This window comes from Photobacterium sp. GB-210 (assembly GCF_003026075.1).
Lineage (GTDB): Bacteria > Pseudomonadota > Gammaproteobacteria > Enterobacterales > Vibrionaceae > Photobacterium.
On the sequence record NZ_PYNU01000008.1, the window covers coordinates 33,193 to 54,234 of the forward strand.

17 protein-coding genes are annotated in these 21,042 nt (G+C 41.7%); 14 read left to right on the forward strand and 3 right to left on the reverse strand.

Going from position 1 to position 21,042, the window contains the following annotated elements:
* The first annotated feature begins 4 nt into the window (after positions 1-4).
* Together C9J38_RS11710 and C9J38_RS11715 are read left to right on the forward strand one after the other, a co-directional pair.
* Positions 5-808 carry a sulfite exporter TauE/SafE family protein gene (locus C9J38_RS11710; RefSeq protein ID WP_107207261.1) on the forward strand — a complete coding sequence of 268 codons (804 nt, stop codon included), beginning with the start codon at positions 5-7 and terminating at the stop codon, positions 806-808.
* 89 nt (positions 809-897) lie between these two features.
* Complete coding sequence (locus C9J38_RS11715; protein ID WP_107207262.1) at positions 898-1,749, forward strand: thymidylate synthase; 852 nt, start codon at positions 898-900, stop codon at positions 1,747-1,749.
* Between the two features lie 99 nt (positions 1,750-1,848).
* Here the strand turns inward: C9J38_RS11715 and C9J38_RS11720 are convergent, their stop codons facing one another.
* Positions 1,849-2,991, reverse strand: a complete 1,143-nt coding sequence (locus C9J38_RS11720) for a Na/Pi symporter (RefSeq protein ID WP_107207263.1) — start codon at positions 2,989-2,991, stop codon at positions 1,849-1,851.
* Between the two features lie 520 nt (positions 2,992-3,511).
* Between C9J38_RS11720 and nhaA the strand changes: the two genes are divergently transcribed.
* The 3 genes from nhaA to nhaR all read left to right on the forward strand — a co-directional run bounded on the left by nhaA (position 3,512) and on the right by nhaR (position 5,931).
* Positions 3,512-4,681 carry a Na+/H+ antiporter NhaA gene (nhaA, locus tag C9J38_RS11725; protein ID WP_107207264.1) on the forward strand — a complete coding sequence of 390 codons (1,170 nt, stop codon included), beginning with the start codon at positions 3,512-3,514 and terminating at the stop codon, positions 4,679-4,681.
* 1 nt (position 4,682) lies between these two features.
* Entirely contained in the window at positions 4,683-4,937 is a 255-nt protein-coding gene (locus C9J38_RS11730; RefSeq protein ID WP_107207265.1) for a hypothetical protein, read from the forward strand.
* 106 nt (positions 4,938-5,043) lie between these two features.
* Positions 5,044-5,931: a transcriptional activator NhaR gene (gene nhaR / locus C9J38_RS11735; protein WP_107207266.1), complete on the forward strand. Its 888-nt coding sequence runs from the start codon at positions 5,044-5,046 to the stop codon at positions 5,929-5,931.
* A 74-nt stretch (positions 5,932-6,005) separates the two neighbouring features.
* On the opposite strand, the gene C9J38_RS11740 is transcribed toward nhaR, so the two are convergent.
* Positions 6,006-6,632: a DUF502 domain-containing protein gene (locus C9J38_RS11740; RefSeq protein WP_107207267.1), complete on the reverse strand. Its 627-nt coding sequence runs from the start codon at positions 6,630-6,632 to the stop codon at positions 6,006-6,008.
* Positions 6,633-6,772: 140 nt separating this feature from the next.
* Positions 6,773-7,033 carry a 30S ribosomal protein S20 gene (gene rpsT, locus C9J38_RS11745; RefSeq protein WP_087845855.1) on the reverse strand — a complete coding sequence of 87 codons (261 nt, stop codon included), beginning with the start codon at positions 7,031-7,033 and terminating at the stop codon, positions 6,773-6,775.
* A 208-nt stretch (positions 7,034-7,241) separates the two neighbouring features.
* On the opposite strand from rpsT, the gene murJ reads away from it, so the two are divergent.
* The 9 genes from murJ to carB all read left to right on the forward strand — a co-directional run bounded on the left by murJ (position 7,242) and on the right by carB (position 20,756).
* Positions 7,242-8,801, forward strand: coding sequence for a murein biosynthesis integral membrane protein MurJ (gene murJ / locus C9J38_RS11750; RefSeq protein WP_107207268.1), 1,560 nt, complete (start codon positions 7,242-7,244; stop codon positions 8,799-8,801).
* A 155-nt stretch (positions 8,802-8,956) separates the two neighbouring features.
* Positions 8,957-9,919 (forward strand): bifunctional riboflavin kinase/FAD synthetase, encoded by a 963-nt coding sequence (gene ribF / locus C9J38_RS11755; RefSeq protein ID WP_105059524.1) that lies wholly within the window; start codon positions 8,957-8,959, stop codon positions 9,917-9,919.
* 5 nt (positions 9,920-9,924) lie between these two features.
* Positions 9,925-12,765, forward strand: a complete 2,841-nt coding sequence (ileS, locus tag C9J38_RS11760) for an isoleucine--tRNA ligase (protein WP_107207269.1) — start codon at positions 9,925-9,927, stop codon at positions 12,763-12,765.
* Complete coding sequence (gene lspA, locus C9J38_RS11765) at positions 12,765-13,286, forward strand: signal peptidase II (RefSeq protein ID WP_107207270.1); 522 nt, start codon at positions 12,765-12,767, stop codon at positions 13,284-13,286. The genes ileS and lspA overlap by 1 nt, the downstream gene beginning before the upstream one ends.
* 243 nt (positions 13,287-13,529) lie before the next feature.
* Positions 13,530-13,964, forward strand: a complete 435-nt coding sequence (gene fkpB / locus C9J38_RS11770; RefSeq protein ID WP_045083744.1) for an FKBP-type peptidyl-prolyl cis-trans isomerase — start codon at positions 13,530-13,532, stop codon at positions 13,962-13,964.
* Positions 13,965-13,976: 12 nt separating this feature from the next.
* Positions 13,977-14,924, forward strand: coding sequence for a 4-hydroxy-3-methylbut-2-enyl diphosphate reductase (ispH, locus tag C9J38_RS11775; protein ID WP_107207271.1), 948 nt, complete (start codon positions 13,977-13,979; stop codon positions 14,922-14,924).
* Positions 14,925-15,037: 113 nt separating this feature from the next.
* Positions 15,038-15,847: a 4-hydroxy-tetrahydrodipicolinate reductase gene (gene dapB, locus C9J38_RS11780; protein ID WP_107207272.1), complete on the forward strand. Its 810-nt coding sequence runs from the start codon at positions 15,038-15,040 to the stop codon at positions 15,845-15,847.
* Positions 15,848-16,380: 533 nt separating this feature from the next.
* On the forward strand, positions 16,381-17,520 hold the full coding sequence (carA, locus tag C9J38_RS11785; protein WP_006646195.1) for a glutamine-hydrolyzing carbamoyl-phosphate synthase small subunit: 1,140 nt from the start codon (positions 16,381-16,383) through the stop codon (positions 17,518-17,520).
* A gap of 17 nt (positions 17,521-17,537) precedes the next feature.
* Positions 17,538-20,756: a carbamoyl-phosphate synthase large subunit gene (carB, locus tag C9J38_RS11790; protein ID WP_107207273.1), complete on the forward strand. Its 3,219-nt coding sequence runs from the start codon at positions 17,538-17,540 to the stop codon at positions 20,754-20,756.
* Positions 20,757-21,042: the final 286 nt, after the last annotated feature.

The following is a 21,042-nucleotide window of genomic DNA, read 5'->3' on the forward strand; positions in this document are numbered from 1 at the left end:
TATTATGTATGAAACAACACTTTGGCTATTTAGCATGTGTTTGCTATTGGGATCTGTCGTCGGATTATTGGCTGGTTTATTAGGCATTGGCGGAGGCTTATTGGTTGTACCTGCTCTAGTTTGGTTATTACCGAAAGCCGGCATTGCATCGCATCTTGTGATGCATATTGCGTTAGCGACCTCACTTGCCAGTATTGTTATGACGTCAATGGCCTCAGCCCGTAATCACTTTAAGCTTGGAAATATTGATTTTTCAGTGGTGAAAATATTAGCGCCAGGGATCATTGTTGGTGGATTGGGAGGGAGTGTTGTTGCTGAGATCATCCCTTCACATTACTTACCTAAAATTTTTGCTGTCATCGTATTATGCTTAGCAATTCAGATGTTGCTCTCAATGAAAGTGATAAACAAGAAGCCTCTGCCAAACTCACTCGCATGTATAGCAAGTGGTGGCATCATTGGTTTGATCTCAAGTCTTGCTGGCATTGGTGGAGGATCATTAACAGTACCGTATTTAAGTTATTATGGTATTGAGATGCGACGTGCCATCGGTACCTCTTCGCTCGTTGGTTTCTTAATTGCTGTTTCTGGAATGATTGGCTTTATTTACGCAGGTGTTGGCAGTGAAGCGTTACCAGCGTTTAGTGCAGGTTATGTATATCTACCAGCTCTATTCGGTATTGCTGCAACATCGATGATCGCAACTCGTTACGGCGCGGCGTTAGTGAGTCGACTACCGACCCCGACACTGAAAAAGCTATTTGCGGTGTTATTGTTATTGATCAGTATAAAAATGTTTTTAAGTTAACAGTAAGGCCAACAGGCTTCTGATAGAATAACGATTACTAATTTTCGCGCCTAGCTTTTGCTGGGCGTATTCAATTTACGAGTAGGACTATGAAACAATATTTAGCCTTATGCCAACGCATTGTTGATGACGGTGTATGGATTGAAAATGAACGTACAGGTAAGCGTTGTTTAACGGTTATCAATGCTGATCTGACTTATGATGTTGCTAATAATCAGTTTCCGTTGATCACTACTCGTAAAAGTTTCTGGAAAGCAGCAATTGCAGAGCTTCTCGGCTACTTACGTGGCTATGATAATGCCGCGCAATTTCGTGCGATTGGTTGTAACACTTGGAATGCTAATGCCAATGATAACCAAGCATGGCTGAACAATCCTCATCGTAAAGGTGAAGATGACATGGGGCGTGTTTATGGTGTTCAAGGTCGTCGTTGGCAAAAATCAGACGGTACGCCAATTGATCAATTAAAGATGATTGTCGATGATTTAACCAAAGGTATTGATAATCGCGGTGAAATATTAACGTTTTATAACCCAGGTGAGTTTGATATGGGGTGTCTGCGTCCTTGTATGCATACACATACATTTTCACTACTGGGTGATACGTTATATTTAACGAGCTATCAACGCTCATGTGATGTACCGCTAGGGTTAAACTTCAACCAAGTACAAGTGTTTACCTTGCTAGCGTTAATGGCGCAAATAACAGGTAATAAAGCGGGTCAGGCTTACCACAAAATTATCAACGCACATATCTACGAAGATCAACTAGAGCTTATGCGTGATGTGCAATTAAAGCGTACTCCATTTTCTTCACCACAACTTAAAATCAACCCGAAGATCAAATCATTAGAAGATTTAGAAACATGGGTAACGCTAGATGATTTTGACGTGGTGGGTTATGAGCATCACGATCCGATTCAATACCCATTCTCTGTTTGAACTCATAAAAACATATATGAAAAAGTAAATATAATCAAAGTGATAAGAAATAAATAAAAAGCCCAGCATAAGCTGGGCTTTTTTGTTGCGCAGTATTAATTAAGCGGTTAATGCTAAAATTGTACCTGGGATAGCAATGAATATTAAGACAAGGTAACCTGCGACAGCTACTTTGTTTTTGGTTGCTAAGTCACTTAAGAAGAATGCGCACTTTAACGGAATTTCACGTAAGAATGGAACACCGTAAATCAGTACTGTTGCCATTACATTGAAACATAAGTGTACCAGTGCAATCTGTAATGCAAATACTGCGTTATCACCTGATACTGCTGTTGCTGCTAATAGTGCAGTAATACATGTACCGATGTTTGCACCAAGCGTGAATGGGTATACATCACGTACTTTTAGTACACCTGTACCTACTAGCGGTACCATCAAACTTGTTGTTGTTGATGACGATTGCACTAAAATCGTTACTGCTGTACCTGACGCAATACCATGCAGTGGGCCTCGACCAATTGCACTTTTTAGAATATCACGAGCACGACCAACCATTAGGCTACGCATTAGCTTACCCATAACCGTAATCGCGAAGAAGATTAATGCGATACCAATGAAACTAAGCGCGACACCACCCATAGAACCAAATGCTTCTAGAGGACCTTTTACTAGCTCTACTGCAGGTTTAGTTAATGGCTTCATAAAGTCCATTCCCTTCATGCTCATATCGCCAGCATTTAAGAATGGAGACACTAACCAACTAGACATTTTATCTAGCAGACCAAACATCATCTCTAGTGGCAAGAAAATTGCTACAGCTAGTAGGTTGAAGAAATCATGGACGGTTGCACTGGCAAAAGCACGACGGAATTCATCCTTACAACGCGCATGTCCTAAGCTCACTAACGTATTAGTTAGTGTAGTACCAATATTTGCACCCATTACCATTGGGATTGCTGTTTCAACAGGCAAACCACCGGCAACAAGACCAACAATGATTGACGTTACCGTACTTGATGACTGAATTAATGCTGTTGCGATTAAGCCAATCATGAGTCCTGCTACAGGGTGAGAGGCAAATTCGAATAAGGTTTTAGCTTGTTCGCCAACAGACCATTTAAAACCGCTGCTGATCATGGATACAGCAACAAGTAAAAGATAAAGCATGAACGCTAGGTTGGCCCAGCGGACCCAACGCATAGAGCTGAACTTAGATACAGCAGTAGTGGCTTGGGTTGTCATAATCATTTCTCCATGACAATAGTATGTCGTTTTGGTGTCATTTGGTTGAAATCTGTGTGGATAGTAGATGGCTTTTATTTCAGAAATATTACACTGATTGTCACAAACATAATTTGTCGCTTTTTTGTGATGGCAAGCGATTAACTGGCACTATTTTATTTTTGTTTTTATATAATTAACTATCTGTTATATATAGATTATTAAGAGGCTTTTGGTGAAAAAGGAAATTTAAGTTTTTTTTTTATATGGTATATCGAAAGGTTGTCTTTTTTTACGATAAGTCGTAAAAATCGGTCAATTATGACAGTTTGCCTATATTTAATAGGGAAGCACATGACAGGGAAATGCGCGCTAATGTCAAAGGTTCGTTAATACAGCACGGTTATTATATTGTTATAGCTCTAATTATTCGGTATTTCCGAGTTATTGTATCTAAACAAACGATTTCACAAGTGCTGATAATGACGTTTACACTGCATTTAATTGATTAATTCATATTGTTTTATAGGAGTGACGGTCGATGACCGATGCTATTCGTAAGTTTCTTAAATTAGAATCAGCTGGTGGAATTGTGCTGATTATTGCTGCGCTTATTGCGATGATCATTGCTAATTCACCGCTAGCATCAGTGTATACCGATACATTGCACAGTTATGTTGCTGGCTTATCTGTTTCTCATTGGATCAATGATGGTTTAATGGCTGTTTTCTTTTTGCTTATTGGCTTAGAAGTAAAGCGTGAGCTAATTGAAGGAGCACTAAATACTAAAGAGAAAGCGATTTTCCCTGCTATTGCGGCAGTGGGCGGTATGGTTGCACCTGCATTAATTTATGTTGCGTTTAACTATAATGATCCAATGGCTATTAAAGGTTGGGCAATCCCTGCTGCGACAGATATCGCATTTGCATTAGGTGTGATGGCACTACTGGGTAATCGTGTACCGGTAAGCTTGAAAGTATTCTTGCTTGCACTTGCGATTATTGATGATTTAGGGGTGATTATCATTATCGCGCTGTTCTATAGCTCTGATCTATCAACGGTTGCTCTTGCGGTTGCTTTTGTTGCTACTGCGACCTTGTTCATCATGAATGCGAAGAATGTTACTAAGCTTTCTTGGTACTTAATTGTCGGTGCTATTTTGTGGTTCAGTGTATTGCAATCAGGCGTTCACGCTACGTTAGCTGGTGTTATCCTTGGTTTTACTATTCCACTAACGGGCAAAGATGGTCGTTCAGATAAACACTCACCATTGAAGCATTTAGAGCATGTACTACACCCGTATGTTGCTTTCTTGATTCTGCCTATCTTTGCTTTCGCTAATGCAGGGATCTCATTAGATGGCGTGTCTTTAGAAAGTTTGTCAGCAATGTTACCTGCAGGTATCGCAGCAGGTCTGTTTATTGGTAAACCATTAGGTATCTTTACTGCATGTATTATCGCTGTGAAATGTGGTTTTGCGAAATTACCTGATGATATTAACTTTAAGCATATTTTTGCGGTATCGGTACTGTGTGGTATCGGCTTTACGATGTCGATTTTCATCTCATCATTAGCATTTGTTGGGGCAGGTGAAAGTTTTGCAACTTACTCACGATTAGGAATATTGTTAGGCTCAACAGTAGCGGCAGTTGTGGGTTACGTGTTACTGAGTCGCTCTCTTCCAAAGGAAGCACAAAAAGTAGAGGCGTAATATGTATAAATACCTATTAGCTATACTGTTTTCAACTTTCGCAACCTCAAGTGTTGCAGCTATGAACTATCAACAATGTACAACGGCTGATAGAACTGAGGTTTGTCAGGCTTATTTGCAAGGTTTAAATGATGGGAAAGAAGAGGTAAAAAAAGTAATCACCTCTAAATCATCTTTCCAAGATCGAGCACTTGAGCAGCGAAGCGGTGAGCTATATCGCAATCTTGAACGATTTAATCGTCAACCTGCGAGTTAATAGGTTTCTATTACGCGTTTATTAGAAATAATAAGATAAAGATTGAAGACCCCAGTGGCACTGCGTAAGCTTTGTCGTTGGGGTTTTTTTATGAGTTGGTAAGGGTATGTCTCACTTAAATTATAATCACTTATATTATTTTTGGATGGTGTGTAAACAGGGCTCAGTGACCAAAGCTGCGGATGCTTTATTTCTAGCGCCACAAACGGTAACAGGGCAGATCCGTGCTTTAGAAGATCGTTTAAAAGGGCGATTAACTAAACGTGTAGGACGCCAGATTGAACCAACTGAATTAGGACAAATGGTGTTTAAGTATGCCGATAAAATGTTTGATTTAAGTTATCAAATGCTGGATCGGATCAACTATACCCAGCGAGATAATCAGCTTTTTGAAGTGGGTGTTGCTGATGCGTTGTCTAAACGGTTAGTTAGCCAAGTGTTATTAGAAGGCATGCCTGATGATCAGCGAATTCATTTTAGCTGTTTTGAATCAACCCATGAGATGTTGTTAGAACAATTATCCCAGCATAAGCTCGATATGATCCTTTCTGATTGCCCCGTAGATTCAACCCAAAGTCCTGGTTTATACAGCAAGAAATTAGGGGAGTCTGGAATGAGCTTTTTCTGCTCAGATAAACTATCAGAATCGACGTTTCCCGCATGTATTGAAGATTATAAATTGTTAGTGCCAAGCCGCCGCTCTGCGATGGGGAGAAAACTGCACCAATGGTTTGATCAACAAGGGATCACACCTAATATTTTAGGTGAATTTGATGATTCAGCTCTGATGAAAGCGTTTTCATCTTATCAACAATCTATGTTTATTGCTCCCTCTAATTATGCTGATGAGTTAAAGGAATCGTGCCAAGTGCATGAGGTTAAACGAGTGAGTGATATTTCAGAAGAGTATTATGTGATTTTTGCGGAACGGATGATTATGCATCCATCGGTCACGCGTATCTGTGAGGCGGATTTTAGTCGGTTATTTGTTTAAGTAGCCTCATACCCATTGATGAGGCTACTAAAGTTGCAGGCTGATGGATAGCGCGCTTATGAGGGGCTTATTTATCAGCTATCAGAAAGCGTGTCTGTTTCTTCTTTGGTGTTTTTATCATTTTTTCCTTTGGGTGTAGAGATCCCCGCTGTTAGATTGTAGCGCATCGCTTCTTCGAAGGACCAATCAACAAGTGTCAAGTCTTCACGCTTAACCAAGGTTGTCACTCCAGCAATTTGATAGCTTAGTGGGAATAATACAGGAACCCAATCCCCCTCAGGGAGCGCATTAGCGAGCGGTTCTGGCATGTCGTCAGACATAATAAAGCCGATTACATAACTATCATTGGCTTGATGCACTAAAACCGTCTGCTGCCCTTTATTTTTATTATCGCTGCTGATGAGTGAGGCAATGTCATTGATGCTGCTGTATACCGTTTTAAAGAACGGAAAACGCATTAATTGTCGAATAATGAAATCATACAGCCAAGCAATAGGGCTAACAGAGAAAAGAAGACCAGCAATAAATAATAAAGTCAGGATCAATAAAAATCCTGCGCCTTTGAATAACTCAGTTATATGGAATAAACCAAATAAAAAGTTACCGACTTTGTCTAATGACTCAAATAATGACCAAAATAGCCATATGCTCAAGACTAAAGGTAGGACGTTGAGCAAACCTCGTAACAACGTTTTTTTCATGTTTTGCTCTTAATGAAGATAAGAATGAGAAGACAGTGTGCCACAAAAATAGCAGCTGAGAGTCAGAGGAATATAAATTTCAGGTATAAAAAAACCGACTCGAGGTCGGTTTTTTTAAATCTAAACTCAAAAATTAAAAATTAAAGAGCTTTGATTTTAGCAGCTAGACGAGCTTTATGACGTGCAGCTTTGTTTTTGTGGATCAGGCCTTTAGTAGCCATGCGATCCATAACAGGTTGCATTTCAGCGAAAGCTTGTGTTGCAGCTTCTTTATTACCAGCTTCAATAGCGATAATTACTTTCTTGAAGAAAGTGCGCATCATAGAACGACGGCTAGCGTTGTGCTGGCGACGTTTTTCTGAAGTTAGTGCACGTTTCTTAGCAGATTTGATATTTGCCAAGGGTGTAACTCCCAAATCTTGGTACGGTGACAATTTAAGGCCGAGGACTATGCCTTGGTTCTTTGTAATTGTCAAATGATTTGTGCGAATAACCGCCAGACCAATCAAGTTGGCACTTGCGGATTAACACGGTTAATATGGCGGCAGATTTTACCAGTATTTGGAATCAGAAGTCACCTTTCTGAGTCATCTTTTATGAGGTTTTTTTGTGAGTAAGCGTCTTTTACGCTCTGGAATGATAGTTAGCGCCATGACTTTGGTCTCTCGCGTACTCGGTTTAGTCCGAGATGTGGTGGTTGCTAACCTTATGGGAGCAGGGGCTGCGGCCGATGTTTTTTTCTTTGCAAATAAAATTCCCAACTTTTTACGTCGCCTTTTTGCCGAAGGGGCTTTTTCGCAAGCATTTGTACCTGTATTGACTGAATATCATGCGGCAGGCGATGTTGATCGAACACGAGAGTTGATTGCAAAAGCGGCAGGAACGCTAGGCGGCATTGTAACGATAGTGACATTGTTTGGGGTGTTAGGCTCCGGCGCTGTGACGGCGTTATTCGGATTTGGTTGGTTCTGGGATTGGCTACATGGCGGGGCTGATGCGGAAAAATTTGAACTAGCGAGTTTACTGCTAAAAATTACTTTCCCGTATTTGTGGTTTATTACTTTTGTTGCATTATCTGGCGCGATATTAAATACGTTAGGTAAATTTGCGATATCGTCATTTACCCCTGTTTTTTTAAACATCTCTATTATTGGTTGTGCGTGGTTTGTTTCTCCACATCTGGCTCAACCAGAGATTGGTTTAGCTATCGGTGTTTTCGTTGGTGGCTTAGTGCAGTTTAGCTTCCAATTGCCATTTTTGTATCGCGAAGGATATTTAGTTCGCCCTAAATGGGGTTGGAATGATCCGGGTGTGACAAAAATTCGCAAACTGATGTTGCCAGCGCTGTTTGGTGTTTCTGTTACCCAAATTAACTTATTGCTTGATACCTTCATTGCTAGTTTCTTAATGACGGGCTCAATCAGTTGGTTGTATTACTCTGATCGTTTATTAGAATTTCCTCTGGGTTTATTTGGTATTGCAATAGCGACGGTAATATTACCCGCGCTTTCACGTAAACACGTTGATAAATCGCCAGAACAATTTGCTCAGACAATGGACTGGGGCGTAAGAATGGTGCTACTGCTTGGTATTCCAGCCATGCTGGGGATGGTCACACTGGCTAAACCAATGTTGATGGTAATGTTTATGCGTGGGGAATTTAGCGTTTATGATGTAAACCAAACCGCAGCATCGCTATGGGTTGTATCTGCCGGTTTATTAAATTACATGCTAATAAAAATCTTCGCGCCAGGTTATTACGCACGACAAGATACAAAAACACCGGTGAAAATTGGCATTATTGCGATGGTGAGCAATATGGTGTTTAACGGTATATTTGCACCATTTTATGGTTATGTTGGTTTATCTATCGCTAGTGTATTATCGGCATTTTTAAATGCTGCATTACTATACCGTGGGCTGCATGTTGGCAATATTTATCGCATTAGCCGTCAAACGTTATTTTTTGTTCTGCGACTTGCTGTGGCTGGTGTTTTAATGGTGGCAAGCTTGTTATGGTTAAGCCCTACAATTGAACAGTGGTTGGGTTTTCATTTGCTCGAACGTGTCGGCTGGTTGTTTGGTTTAATTGCAATAGGCATTGGTGTTTATCTAATAATTGCGATGATTTTAGGCATTCGCCCACGACATCTGCGTACAGATAGCTGATTGAAAGCGTTGAGTAGTATATAATCCGCCAGCTTTATTGTAGAAAGAGAACATTTTTCGCAGCAATAGCGGCGGAGTTATTAGCTTAAAGGCGGATTTTAATTGGTTGCATCTTTTTGCGTGTAAACATTGATGAGTGGTAAGTAACAGAGCACATGGAATTAATTCGAGGTATACATAATATTCAACCCCAGCATCATGGCTGTGTGTTGACTATCGGCAACTTTGATGGTGTTCATTTAGGGCATCAAGCATTGCTACGTCAAGTGGTAGCTAAAGCCCATGCGATGCAACTTTCCGCAACGGTAATGACATTTGAGCCTCAGCCGTTAGAATTGTTCGCAGGAGATAAAGCGCCAGCACGCTTAACCCGTTTTAGAGATAAATATTTACAGCTAAAAAAGGTCGGTATCGATCGTTTATTGTGCGTAAATTTTAATCATCATTTTGCTACCATGAGTGCTGAAGATTTCGTTGAGTGCTTGTTGGTTAAGCAATTGGGTGTTAAGTTTCTTGTTATTGGCGATGATTTTCGCTTTGGACAAGGTCGTAGTGGCAGTTTTGATATGTTAGTTGCCGCTGGTCTAAAACATGGCTTTGAGGTGGTAAGTACCCAAAGCTTTTGTGTTTCGGAGCAGCGTGTAAGCAGCACTGCCATTCGTCAAGCACTGGCAAATAACGAACTTGAACAAGCGGAGATGATGCTTGGTCGGCCTTACAGTATTCGCGGACGTGTCTCACACGGACGCAAGCTCGGTCGAACTATTAATTTCCCTACCGCCAATATACCTTTAAAGCGACGTGTAGCGCCGGTAGCTGGTGTTTATGCTGTTGAAGTGTATGGTGCAGATAGTCGCCCTGTGATGGGGGTGGCTAATGTTGGTCATCGACCAACCGTAAAAGGTGTACGCCAACAACTTGAAGTACACTTATTTGATTTTAATGCTGATCTCTACGGACATCAGCTAGAAGTCGTGTTACGCCATAAATTGCGTGACGAAAAGAAATTTGAATCCTTCGATGCGCTTAAACGCCAAATCGAGCGAGATGCTCAAACAGCACGGGTGTGGCTGTCTGAGCGTAATAATGTCCAACTTCGCCCAAGTAACGGAATCTAGAATCAATGAGCGACTATAAAGATACCCTGAACCTGCCTGAAACAGGGTTTCCGATGCGAGGCAACCTAGCTCAGCGTGAGCCTGCAATGCTTAAGCGTTGGTATGATGAAGATCTTTACGGTGAAATCCGTAAAGCAAAGAAAGGTAAAAAATCTTTCGTATTACACGATGGCCCTCCATACGCTAACGGTGATATTCACATTGGTCACGCACTAAACAAGATTCTTAAAGACATTATTATTAAGTCAAAGACTCTGTCTGGTTTTGACTCACCGTATATCCCTGGTTGGGACTGTCACGGTCTACCTATCGAATTGATGGTAGAGAAAAAAGTGGGTAAGCCGGGTCAAAAAGTGACAGCAGCTGAATTCCGTGAAAAGTGTCGTGAATATGCTGCAGGTCAAGTTAATGGTCAAAAAGAAAGTTTCATTCGTTTAGGTGTACTAGGTGAATGGGACAAGCCTTACCGCACAATGGACTTCGATACCGAAGCCAACATTATTCGTGCATTAGGTAAAATTGCAGATAACGATCACTTGTTGAAGGGTTTTAAACCTGTTCACTGGTGTACTGACTGTGGTTCAGCACTGGCTGAAGCTGAAGTTGAATACCAAGATAAAGTATCGCTATCTATCGATGTGAAATTTAAAGCGGTAGATGAAGCGGCTGTATTAGCTAAATTTGGTTGTGTGGCTGATCAAGGTCAAGGCGATGTATCGATTGTTATTTGGACAACAACGCCTTGGACAATGCCTGCTAACCGCGCAGTAGCTGTAAGTGCTGATCTTGAGTACGCATTAGTACAAACACCAGTTACAGAAGCACATCCTCAGCCGCAACGTTTAATCGTAGCGGCAGAGCTTGTAAAAGATGTAATGGGTCGTGTTGGTTTTGAAGAATCAGAAATCCTGGGTTTCTGTAAAGGTGAAGAGCTTGAGCTACTTCGCTTTAACCACCCATTCTACAGCTTTGATGTGCCAGTAATTTTAGGTGATCACGTAACGACTGAATCAGGTACAGGTTGTGTACATACCGCTCCTGGTCACGGTCAAGAAGACTTCGTGGTAGGTCAAAAATACAATCTTGAAATTGCAAACCCTGTGGGCAGTAATGGTGTTTACCTACCAGATACTGAGATCTTTGCTGGTCAACACGTATTTAAAGCAAATGAAGCTGTTGTTGAAGTACTACGTGAGCACGGCTCACTATTGAATTTCTCAAAAATCACACACAGCTACCCACACTGCTGGCGTCATAAAACGCCAATTATCTTCCGTGCTACGCCGCAATGGTTCATTTCTATGGACAAAGCAGGTCTACGAACGAAAGCATTGGGCGAAATCAAAAATGTTCAATGGATGCCTGAGTGGGGTCAAAGCCGTATTGAAGGTATGATCGAAGGTCGTCCTGAGTGGTGTATCTCGCGCCAGCGTACGTGGGGCGTGCCAATTGCACTATTCATCCATAAAGAAACGCAAGAACTTCACCCTCAAACCTCTGAGCTAATTGAAAAAGTAGCACAGCTTGTTGAGCAAAAAGGCATTCAAGCTTGGTGGGATCTAGAACTGACTGATGTAATGAGCGCAGAAGATGCCGCAAATTACGAAAAAGTACTCGATACACTAGATGTATGGTTTGACTCAGGTGTTACGCATTTCTCAGTGGTTGATAGCCGTCCAGAATTTAATGGTCATTCAGCGGATCTTTACCTTGAAGGTTCAGACCAACACCGCGGTTGGTTCCAGTCTTCATTGATTTCATCGGTAGCGATGAAAGATAAAGCACCGTACAAGCAAGTGTTAACTCACGGCTTCGTGGTTGATGGTCAAGGCCGTAAGATGTCTAAATCTATCGGTAATGTCGTTGCACCAAAAGATGTCACGAATAAGCTTGGTGCTGATATTTTACGTCTATGGGTTGCTTCGACTGATTACACTGGCGAAGTGGCTGTATCTGATGAGATCTTAAAGCGCTCTGCCGATGCTTACCGTCGTATTCGTAACACGGCACGTTTCTTCTTAGCTAATTTAAGCGGTTTCAACCCTGAAACTGACTGTGTTCCAGCTGAAGAAATGGTAGCTCTTGATCGTTGGGCTGTTGGCCGTGCAATGGCAGCTCAAGAAGAAATTATCAAAGATTACGAAGATTACAACCTACACGCAGTAACACAACGCTTAATGCAGTTCTGTTCTATTGAGATGGGTTCATTCTACTTAGATGTAATCAAAGATCGTCAATACACAGCAAAACGTGGAAGCCATGCTCAACGTAGCTGTCAGACTGCGCTTTACTACATTGTAGAGGCATTAGTTCGTTGGATGGCACCTATCATGTCATTCACAGCAGATGAAATTTGGAACGAAATGCCAGGTCAGCGTGACAAGTTCGTGTTTACTGGTGAGTGGTTCGATGGTCTATTTGGTCTTGCTGATAACGAAGAGCTAAGCAATGAATTCTGGGCTGAAATCCAACAAGTTCGTGGCGCGGTGAACAAGTTACTTGAAACGGCGCGTAGTGAAAAAGTGATCGGTGGCTCACTACAGGCTGAGGTTATTCTTTCTGCTAATGCTAAATTGGCTGAGAAGCTGAATAAGTTAGAAGACGAACTACGTTTTGTTCTATTAACATCTAAAGCTCAAGTTGTTGTTGCTGATAGTAAGCCTGAAAATGCGCAAGAAACCGATATTGAAGGTTTATTCGTAACGGTTAAAGCATCTGAAGCAGCGAAGTGTGAGCGTTGTTGGCACCATGTTGCTGATGTTGGCACAATTGCAGGTCATGAAGAAATTTGTGGTCGCTGTGCAACTAACATCGATGGCGAAGGCGAAAAGAGAAAGTTTGCATAATGACAAGTACAGCACTGAAGCAATCGCTAACAGTTAAACAATCTGGCATCCGTTGGCTATGGTTAGCGGTTCTGGTATTTATCATCGATAATGGTACCAAACTGTTAGTGATGGACACGATGGGCTATGGCTGGCCAAACCGGATCGAAGTACTGCCGTTTTTTAATTTACTTTATGTGCACAATACCGGTGCAGCGTTTAGTTTTTTAAGTGACGCAAGTGGTTGGCAGCGTTGGTTATTTGCAGCTATTGCCTTTGGTGTTTGTGGCTTATTAATGTACTGGATGCGTCGTACACCTGCGACAAATAAAATCGCTAATATTGCTTATGCATTAATTATTGGTGGCGCATTAGGTAACTTATTTGATCGTATCTATCATGGTTTTGTGGTTGATTTTCTAGACCTTTACTATGGTAGCTACCATTGGCCTGCATTTAATATTGCTGATAGTGCAATATGTGTCGGTGCGGCTTTGTTGATACTTGATGGTTTTAAATCAGACAAGCAAGCTAAGTCGTAATTAGTTACCTTTAACTGGTATTAATAACACGTCAATATTAAACGCAGTTCATTTTATGAGCTGCGTTTTTTTATCTGTGCATATTGACGTCTTATTCTTGATTTAACAAATCAAGTGGTACAAATGTAAAACCTTAGTGCCTGTCCGTTGATACGCACGATGGTTTATTGTTAAATGGGAACATTAAAATAAAATGAGCGACTTGTTGTTAGATCAATAAGCGATCATACAAAAGGATGTGCTATGTCGGTGATTAAAGATAACAGCGAAGTGCTGATGCATTTTGCCATTAAACTTGATGATGGATCGGTTGCTGAATCTACTTATGCCGCAGGTAAACCTGCAATGTTTCGCATGGGAGATGGCAGTTTAACTGACAATTTTGAAAAGTGTTTATTAGGGTTAACTATTGGTGAAAAAGGTACATTTGAACTATCGCCAGAAGATGCATTTGGTTTACCTAACCCCGATAATATCCACCATCTTGATTTAGCTAAATTTGGTGCTGATGCTCCTGCTGAAGTGGGCAACATTATCGCCTTTGCAGGTCCCGATGGACATGATATTCCCGGAATAATTACAGCCGTTGTGGGTGACTCTGTTACTGTTGATTTCAATCATCCACTTGCAGGGCAAGCTGTCACCTTTGAGGTGGAGGTTGTCTCCATTGAAAGTTAAGAGCAATTGTTGATGAAAATCTTACTCGCAAATCCACGAGGTTTTTGTGCTGGTGTTGATCGTGCGATCAGCATTGTCGAGCGTGCGTTGGAAATGTACCAACCGCCTATTTATGTTCGCCACGAAGTCGTACATAACCGTTTTGTTGTTGAAGGGCTAAAGCAGCGAGGGGCGATTTTTGTTGAAGAGCTTAGCGAAGTGCCTGATGACAATATCGTTATATTTTCAGCTCACGGTGTCTCTCAAGCGGTGCGTAATGAATCTAAGCAACGTCAATTAACCGTGTTTGATGCAACGTGTCCATTGGTGACAAAGGTACATATGGAAGTGGCTCGTGCTAGTCGAAAAGCGATGGAAGTGGTGCTGATTGGACACGCAGGACATCCCGAAGTCGAAGGTACAATGGGGCAATATGCTAATCAAGATGGTGGTATGTACCTTGTTGAAAAACCGGAGGATGTCGATAAGCTGACCTCCATCGTTAAAGATCCAACTAATCTTCACTATGTTAGCCAGACGACATTATCTGTGGATGAAACGGCAGATGTCATTGATCGCTTGCGCCAAGTGTTTCCAAAAATCCAAGGGCCACGTAAAGATGATATTTGTTACGCGACTCAGAACCGCCAAGATGCTGTGCGTGAAATGGCTGAAATGGTTGATGTAATGATTGTGGTTGGCTCAAAAAATTCTTCCAACTCTAACCGTTTACGTGAGTTAGCTGAAAAGCTTGGAACACCGGGTTATTTAACCGATTGTGTTGAAGATATACAAGCTAGCTGGTTTGAAAATAAAACCAAGGTTGGAGTGACTGCGGGGGCTTCAGCGCCAGAAGAACTCGTTAATCAAATTATCGAGCAGATCAAAAAGTTAACAGGCTCTGAAGTGGAAGAGCTTTCAGGTCGTGAAGAAAACATGTTCTTTGAAGTACCTAAAGAGTTACAAGTAAAGAATATCTAATAGCATATTGATTTGTACAGAATAAGCCTCAGTGAAAGCTGGGGCTTTTTTATCGTCTGTAAAACCGCTACAGTATTGAGATAATTATATATTCATCAAGGGAGAAGCACGCAATGGTAAGAATTGCGATAGCCGGAGCTGCTGGCCGAATGGGGCGTCAGCTATTAAAAGCAACACAACTATCAGAAAAAGCAGAATTAGGTGCCGCGACTGAGCGTGCAGGTTCTACATTAGTAGGTGCTGATGCTGGTGAGTTAGCAGGAACGGGTGTTGCCAATGTGATCATTGTTGATGATCTTAACCAGGCTCTTGATGATTTTGATGTGTTAATTGACTTTACTGCACCTGTCGCAACATTGGCGAATATTGAGTTTTGTCAGCAACATAATAAAAAAATTGTAATTGGTACAACCGGCTTTACAGAGCAAGAGCGAGAGTTAATTGATCTTGCTGCTCGTGATATTTCTATCGTGATGGCGCCTAACTATAGTGTAGGGGTTAATCTGGTTTTCAAATTGTTAGAAAAAGCTGCCAAAGTGATGGGCGATTACTGCGATATTGAAATTATCGAAGCGCACCATCGTCATAAAGTGGATGCACCATCAGGAACAGCAATTGGGATGGGAGAAGCGATTGCGGGCGCGATGGGCAATAAATTAAGTGATGTTGCAGTTTATGCTCGAGAGGGGATCACGGGTGAGCGTACTCGTGATGAGATTGGTTTTGCTACGATTCGTGCTGGTGACATAGTAGGTGAACACACCGCCATGTTTGCAGATATCGGTGAGCGTGTGGAGATCACTCATAAAGCGACAGACAGAATGACATTTGCCAATGGTGCGGTGAGAGCGGCGGTATGGCTCAATGATAAATCGCCTGGTTTTTATACTATGGAAGATGTCTTAGGGCTTGATTCATTATAATCGAGACAAAAACCTGCTAATAAGCAGGTTTTTTTATATCTGAATAAAGTGAGAATAAATATTGTAAATACAAATAGAGATGAATTTATTCGTGTTATATCAGTATATTTTTGAGGTGGTTAAATATCGCACTGAGCTGGGTTTATTTACTGTGTAAAATAGATGGTTGGTCGTGTTTTTTTTGTTAGATGGTTATTTGTGTTTGCTTAGTTATCATTTTTGGCTTTTTTGATGGGTGTTTGTATTTGTTAATGGTTTGGTTTTGATTGCAAACGGTTGCGTTCTCATTTGATTTGATGTTGATACTAAAAAATACGACTAAACATGTTATTTTAGCATTTTGGATACTTAATTGTGTTGAGATAGTTATTTGTTGAATTTATTTCTGCTCTTATGTTGACAGATTGCTAACAGATCAATAGAATTTGCGCAATTTGTCAAAAATCAGTAAGACGTGGTTTTTGATATGAAAAGGAATGGGTAATTGCAAGTTTATCTGTTTTAATTGCATTTTTATTTAATTGGAGGTTGTCTTGAGCAAATCTGCGCTATTAGTCCTTGAAGATGGGACTGTGTTCCGCGGCGTGTCCATTGGAGCAGATGGTTCGGCCGTTGGTGAAGTCGTTTTTAATACTTCGATGACGGGGTATCAGGAAATTCTCACTGACCCTTCCTACTCACAACAGATCGTTACCCTTACTTATCCCCACATTGGCAATACCGGTACTAATACCGAAGACGAAGAATCCACGGCAATTCATGCACAAGGTTTGGTTATTCGTGATCTTCCTCTTATCGCTTCAAACTTCCGCTCTGAACAATCTCTTTCTGACTATCTAAAATCACAAAACATCGTTGGTATCGCTGATATCGATACTCGCAAGCTAACCCGTATTCTTCGTGAAAAAGGTGCGCAGAACGGTTGTATCGTTGCAGGTAACAATATCGATGAAGGTTTTGCACTTGAACAAGCGAAAGCGTTTCCTGGTCTGAAAGGCATGGATTTAGCGAAAGAAGTGACAACAAGCGAAACTTACAGCTGGAAGCAAGGTTCTTGGACATTAGAGAATGGTTTACCAGAAGCACAAGAAGATAAAGAACTGCCTTACCATGTAGTCGCTTATGATTTTGGTGCTAAACGTAATATTTTACGTATGTTGGTTGACCGTGGTTGTCGCTTAACAGTTGTGCCTGCACAAACGTCAGCAGAAGACGTGCTTGCGTTAAATCCAGATGGCGTATTCTTATCAAATGGTCCTGGTGACCCAGAGCCATGTACTTACGCGATTGAAGCAACCAAAACATTCCTCGATAAAAATATTCCAATCTTTGGTATTTGTTTAGGTCACCAAATTCTTGCCTTAGCAAGTGGTGCAAAAACAGTAAAAATGAAGTTTGGCCACCATGGTGCTAACCACCCTGTTAAAGATTTAGATCGTGATGTTGTGATGATCACCAGCCAGAACCACGGTTTTGCTGCTGACGAAGCAACGTTACCTGAAAATTTACGTGCGACACACAAATCCCTGTTTGATGGCTCGCTACAAGGTATTCATCGTACCGACAAGCCTGCATTCAGTTTCCAAGGCCACCCAGAAGCGAGCCCTGGTCCACATGATGCAGCACCATTATTTGATCACTTTATCGAATTAATTAAGAAACACAGCGCCTAAGCCGGGAGTAGTAAGAAATGCCAAAACGTACTGATATAAAAAGTGTACTAATTCTAGGTGCTGGACCGATCGTTATCGGTCAGGCCTGTGAGTTCGATTACTCTGGTGCACAAGCTTGTAAAGCACTTCGTGAAGAGGGTTACCGCGTTATTCTGGTAAACTCTAACCCTGCGACTATCATGACTGATCCTGAAATGGCTGATGCAACTTACATAGAGCCAATTCACTGGGAAGTGGTACGTAATATCATTGCTAAAGAGCGCCCTGATGCGGTACTACCAACCATGGGTGGTCAAACCGCACTTAACTGTGCGTTAGATCTTGAAAAATATGGCGTATTAGAAGAATTCAATGTTGAAATGATCGGTGCAACAGCGGATGCAATTGATAAAGCTGAAAACCGTTCTCGTTTTGACAAAGCAATGAAAGCCATCGGCCTTGAGTGTCCTCGTGCTGATACTGCAACAACGATGGAAGAAGCTTACAAAGTTCTCGAAATGGTTGGCTTCCCTTGTATTATTCGCCCGTCATTTACTATGGGTGGTACAGGTGGCGGTATTGCATACAACAAAGAAGAATTTGAAGAAATTTGTTCGCGCGGTATCGACCTATCACCAACCAATGAATTATTGATTGATGAATCACTGATTGGTTGGAAAGAATATGAGATGGAAGTGGTTCGTGATAAGAACGACAACTGTATCATTGTGTGTGCAATTGAAAACTTCGACCCAATGGGTATTCACACCGGTGACTCAATCACAGTCGCACCTGCGCAAACACTAACAGATAAAGAATACCAATTAATGCGTAATGCATCGCTTGCAGTACTGCGCGAAATTGGTGTTGAAACCGGTGGTTCAAACGTCCAGTTTGGTATTAACCCGAAAGATGGCCGTATGGTTATCATCGAGATGAACCCACGTGTATCTCGTTCATCGGCATTAGCATCAAAAGCAACAGGTTTCCCGATTGCAAAAATCGCGGCAAAACTGGCGATTGGTTTCACCCTTGATGAACTGATGAATGACATCACAGGCGGCGCAACACCGGCATCATTTGAACCAACTATTGATTACGTAGTAACGAAAATTCCTCGCTTTAACTTCGAGAAATTTGCTGGCGCTAACGATCGCTTAACGACACAAATGAAGTCGGTAGGTGAGGTTATGGCGATTGGCCGTAACCAACAAGAATCATTACATAAAGCACTACGTGGCCTAGAAGTTGGCGCGAACGGCTTTGATGAAATGGTTGATCTTGATGATCCAAATGCGATGAGCAAGATCCGACATGAACTGAAAGAAGCAGGTGCTGAGCGTATTTGGTACATCGGTGATGCTTTCCGTGCGGGTATGTCGGTTGACGGTATCTTCAATCTAACTAACATTGACCGTTGGTTCTTGGTTCAAATTGAAGAAATCATCAAACTTGAAGAGCAAGTGAAAGCTGGCGGTTTTGCAGGTCTTAATGCTGACGTATTACGTAAGCTTAAGCGCAAAGGTTTTGCAGATGCACGTCTTGCTAAATTATTGGGTGTTAGCGAAGGCGAAATTCGTAAACTACGTGATCAGTTTGACATTCATCCTGTCTACAAGCGTGTAGATACGTGTGCCGCTGAATTCTCATCAGATACTGCTTACATGTACTCATCATACGATGAAGAGTGTGAAGCAAATCCAACGGACAAAGACAAAATCATGGTACTGGGCGGTGGTCCAAACCGTATCGGTCAAGGTATCGAGTTTGACTACTGTTGTGTTCATGCATCACTGGCGCTACGTGAAGATGGTTATGAAACTATCATGGTTAACTGTAACCCAGAGACTGTATCAACTGACTATGACACATCAGATCGTCTGTACTTCGAACCTGTAACACTTGAAGATGTACTGGCTATCGCACGTGTTGAAAAGCCAAAAGGTGTGATTGTTCAGTATGGCGGTCAAACACCACTGAAACTCGCTCGTGCACTAGAAGCGGCAGGTGTGCCAATTATCGGTACAAGTCCAGATGCGATTGACCGCGCAGAAGATCGTGAGCGTTTCCAACAAGCCGTTGACCGTTTAGGTTTACTGCAACCAGAAAATGCAACGGTAACAACGATGGAGCAAGCGATTGAGAAGTCGCGTGACATTGGTTACCCATTAGTGGTACGTCCATCGTATGTACTTGGCGGTCGAGCAATGGAAATTGTTTACGACGAGCAAGATCTACGTCGCTACTTCAATGAAGCGGTAAGTGTTTCAAATGAATCACCTGTACTACTCGATCGTTTCTTAGATGATGCGGTGGAAGTAGACGTTGATGCAATTTGCGACGGTGAGCAAGTGGTGATTGGCGGTATCATGGAGCATATCGAGCAAGCGGGTGTTCACTCAGGTGATTCTGCATGTTCACTGCCTGCTTATACCCTAAGTCAAGAAATCCAAGATGTGATGCGTGAGCAGGTGAAGAACCTAGCGTTTGAATTAGGTGTTCGTGGATTAATGAATACCCAGTTCGCCGTAAAAGATAACGAAGTGTACCTTATCGAGGTTAACCCTCGTGCTGCACGTACCGTACCGTTCGTATCTAAAGCGACAGGTGCACCGCTGGCGAAAATTGCAGCGCGTGTAATGGCTGGTCAATCACTTGAATCACAAGGTTTTACCAAGGAAATTATTCCACCGTATTATTCAGTGAAAGAAGTCGTCCTACCGTTTAACAAGTTCCCAGGTGTTGATCCACTGTTAGGCCCTGAAATGCGCTCAACAGGTGAAGTTATGGGTATCGGTAATACGTTTGCAGAAGCATTCGCTAAAGCTGAATTAGGTTGTGGTAAAGAATACCCTGAAGGTGGTCGTGCGCTATTATCTGTTCGTGAAGGTGATAAGCAACGTGTGGTTGATTTAGCTTCTAAGCTAATTAAGCTTGGCTACCAATTAGATGCAACACACGGTACAGCAGTTATTCTTGGTGAAGCGGGTATTAACCCACGTCTAGTGAACAAAGTTCATGAAGGTCGTCCTCATATTCTTGACCGTATCAAGAATAATGAATACACCTACATTGTAAATACTGCATCGGGTCGTCAAGCGATTGAAGATTCAAAAGTACTTCGTCGTGGTGCGCTAGCTGAAAAAGTTAACTACACTACAACTCTAAATGCGGGATTTGCAACATGTATGGCGCATACTGCGGATGACCGCAATACAGTGTCTTCAATTCAAGAGCTTCACGCACGTATTAAATAAGTATTACTCACTACGAAATAAAAAGCCGAACGTTAACGTTCGGCTTTTTTTATTGTTAAATACATAATCACATATAACTCATTGAAATTTTATATCATTAGTTTAATCAGTTGCTGTTCAGATTTATTAACGTAAGATACTGGCGTCGCAGCAAGCGATACATTCTTCTTGGAGATTTTAATGAACAATACCGACCATCCCCCGAGTATGAAGCTGGAAAATTAGCTTAGGTAACGGTATTAAATAGTATATTCCGTGCTGCTAGGCTCGGAGTCATGTCTCGTAA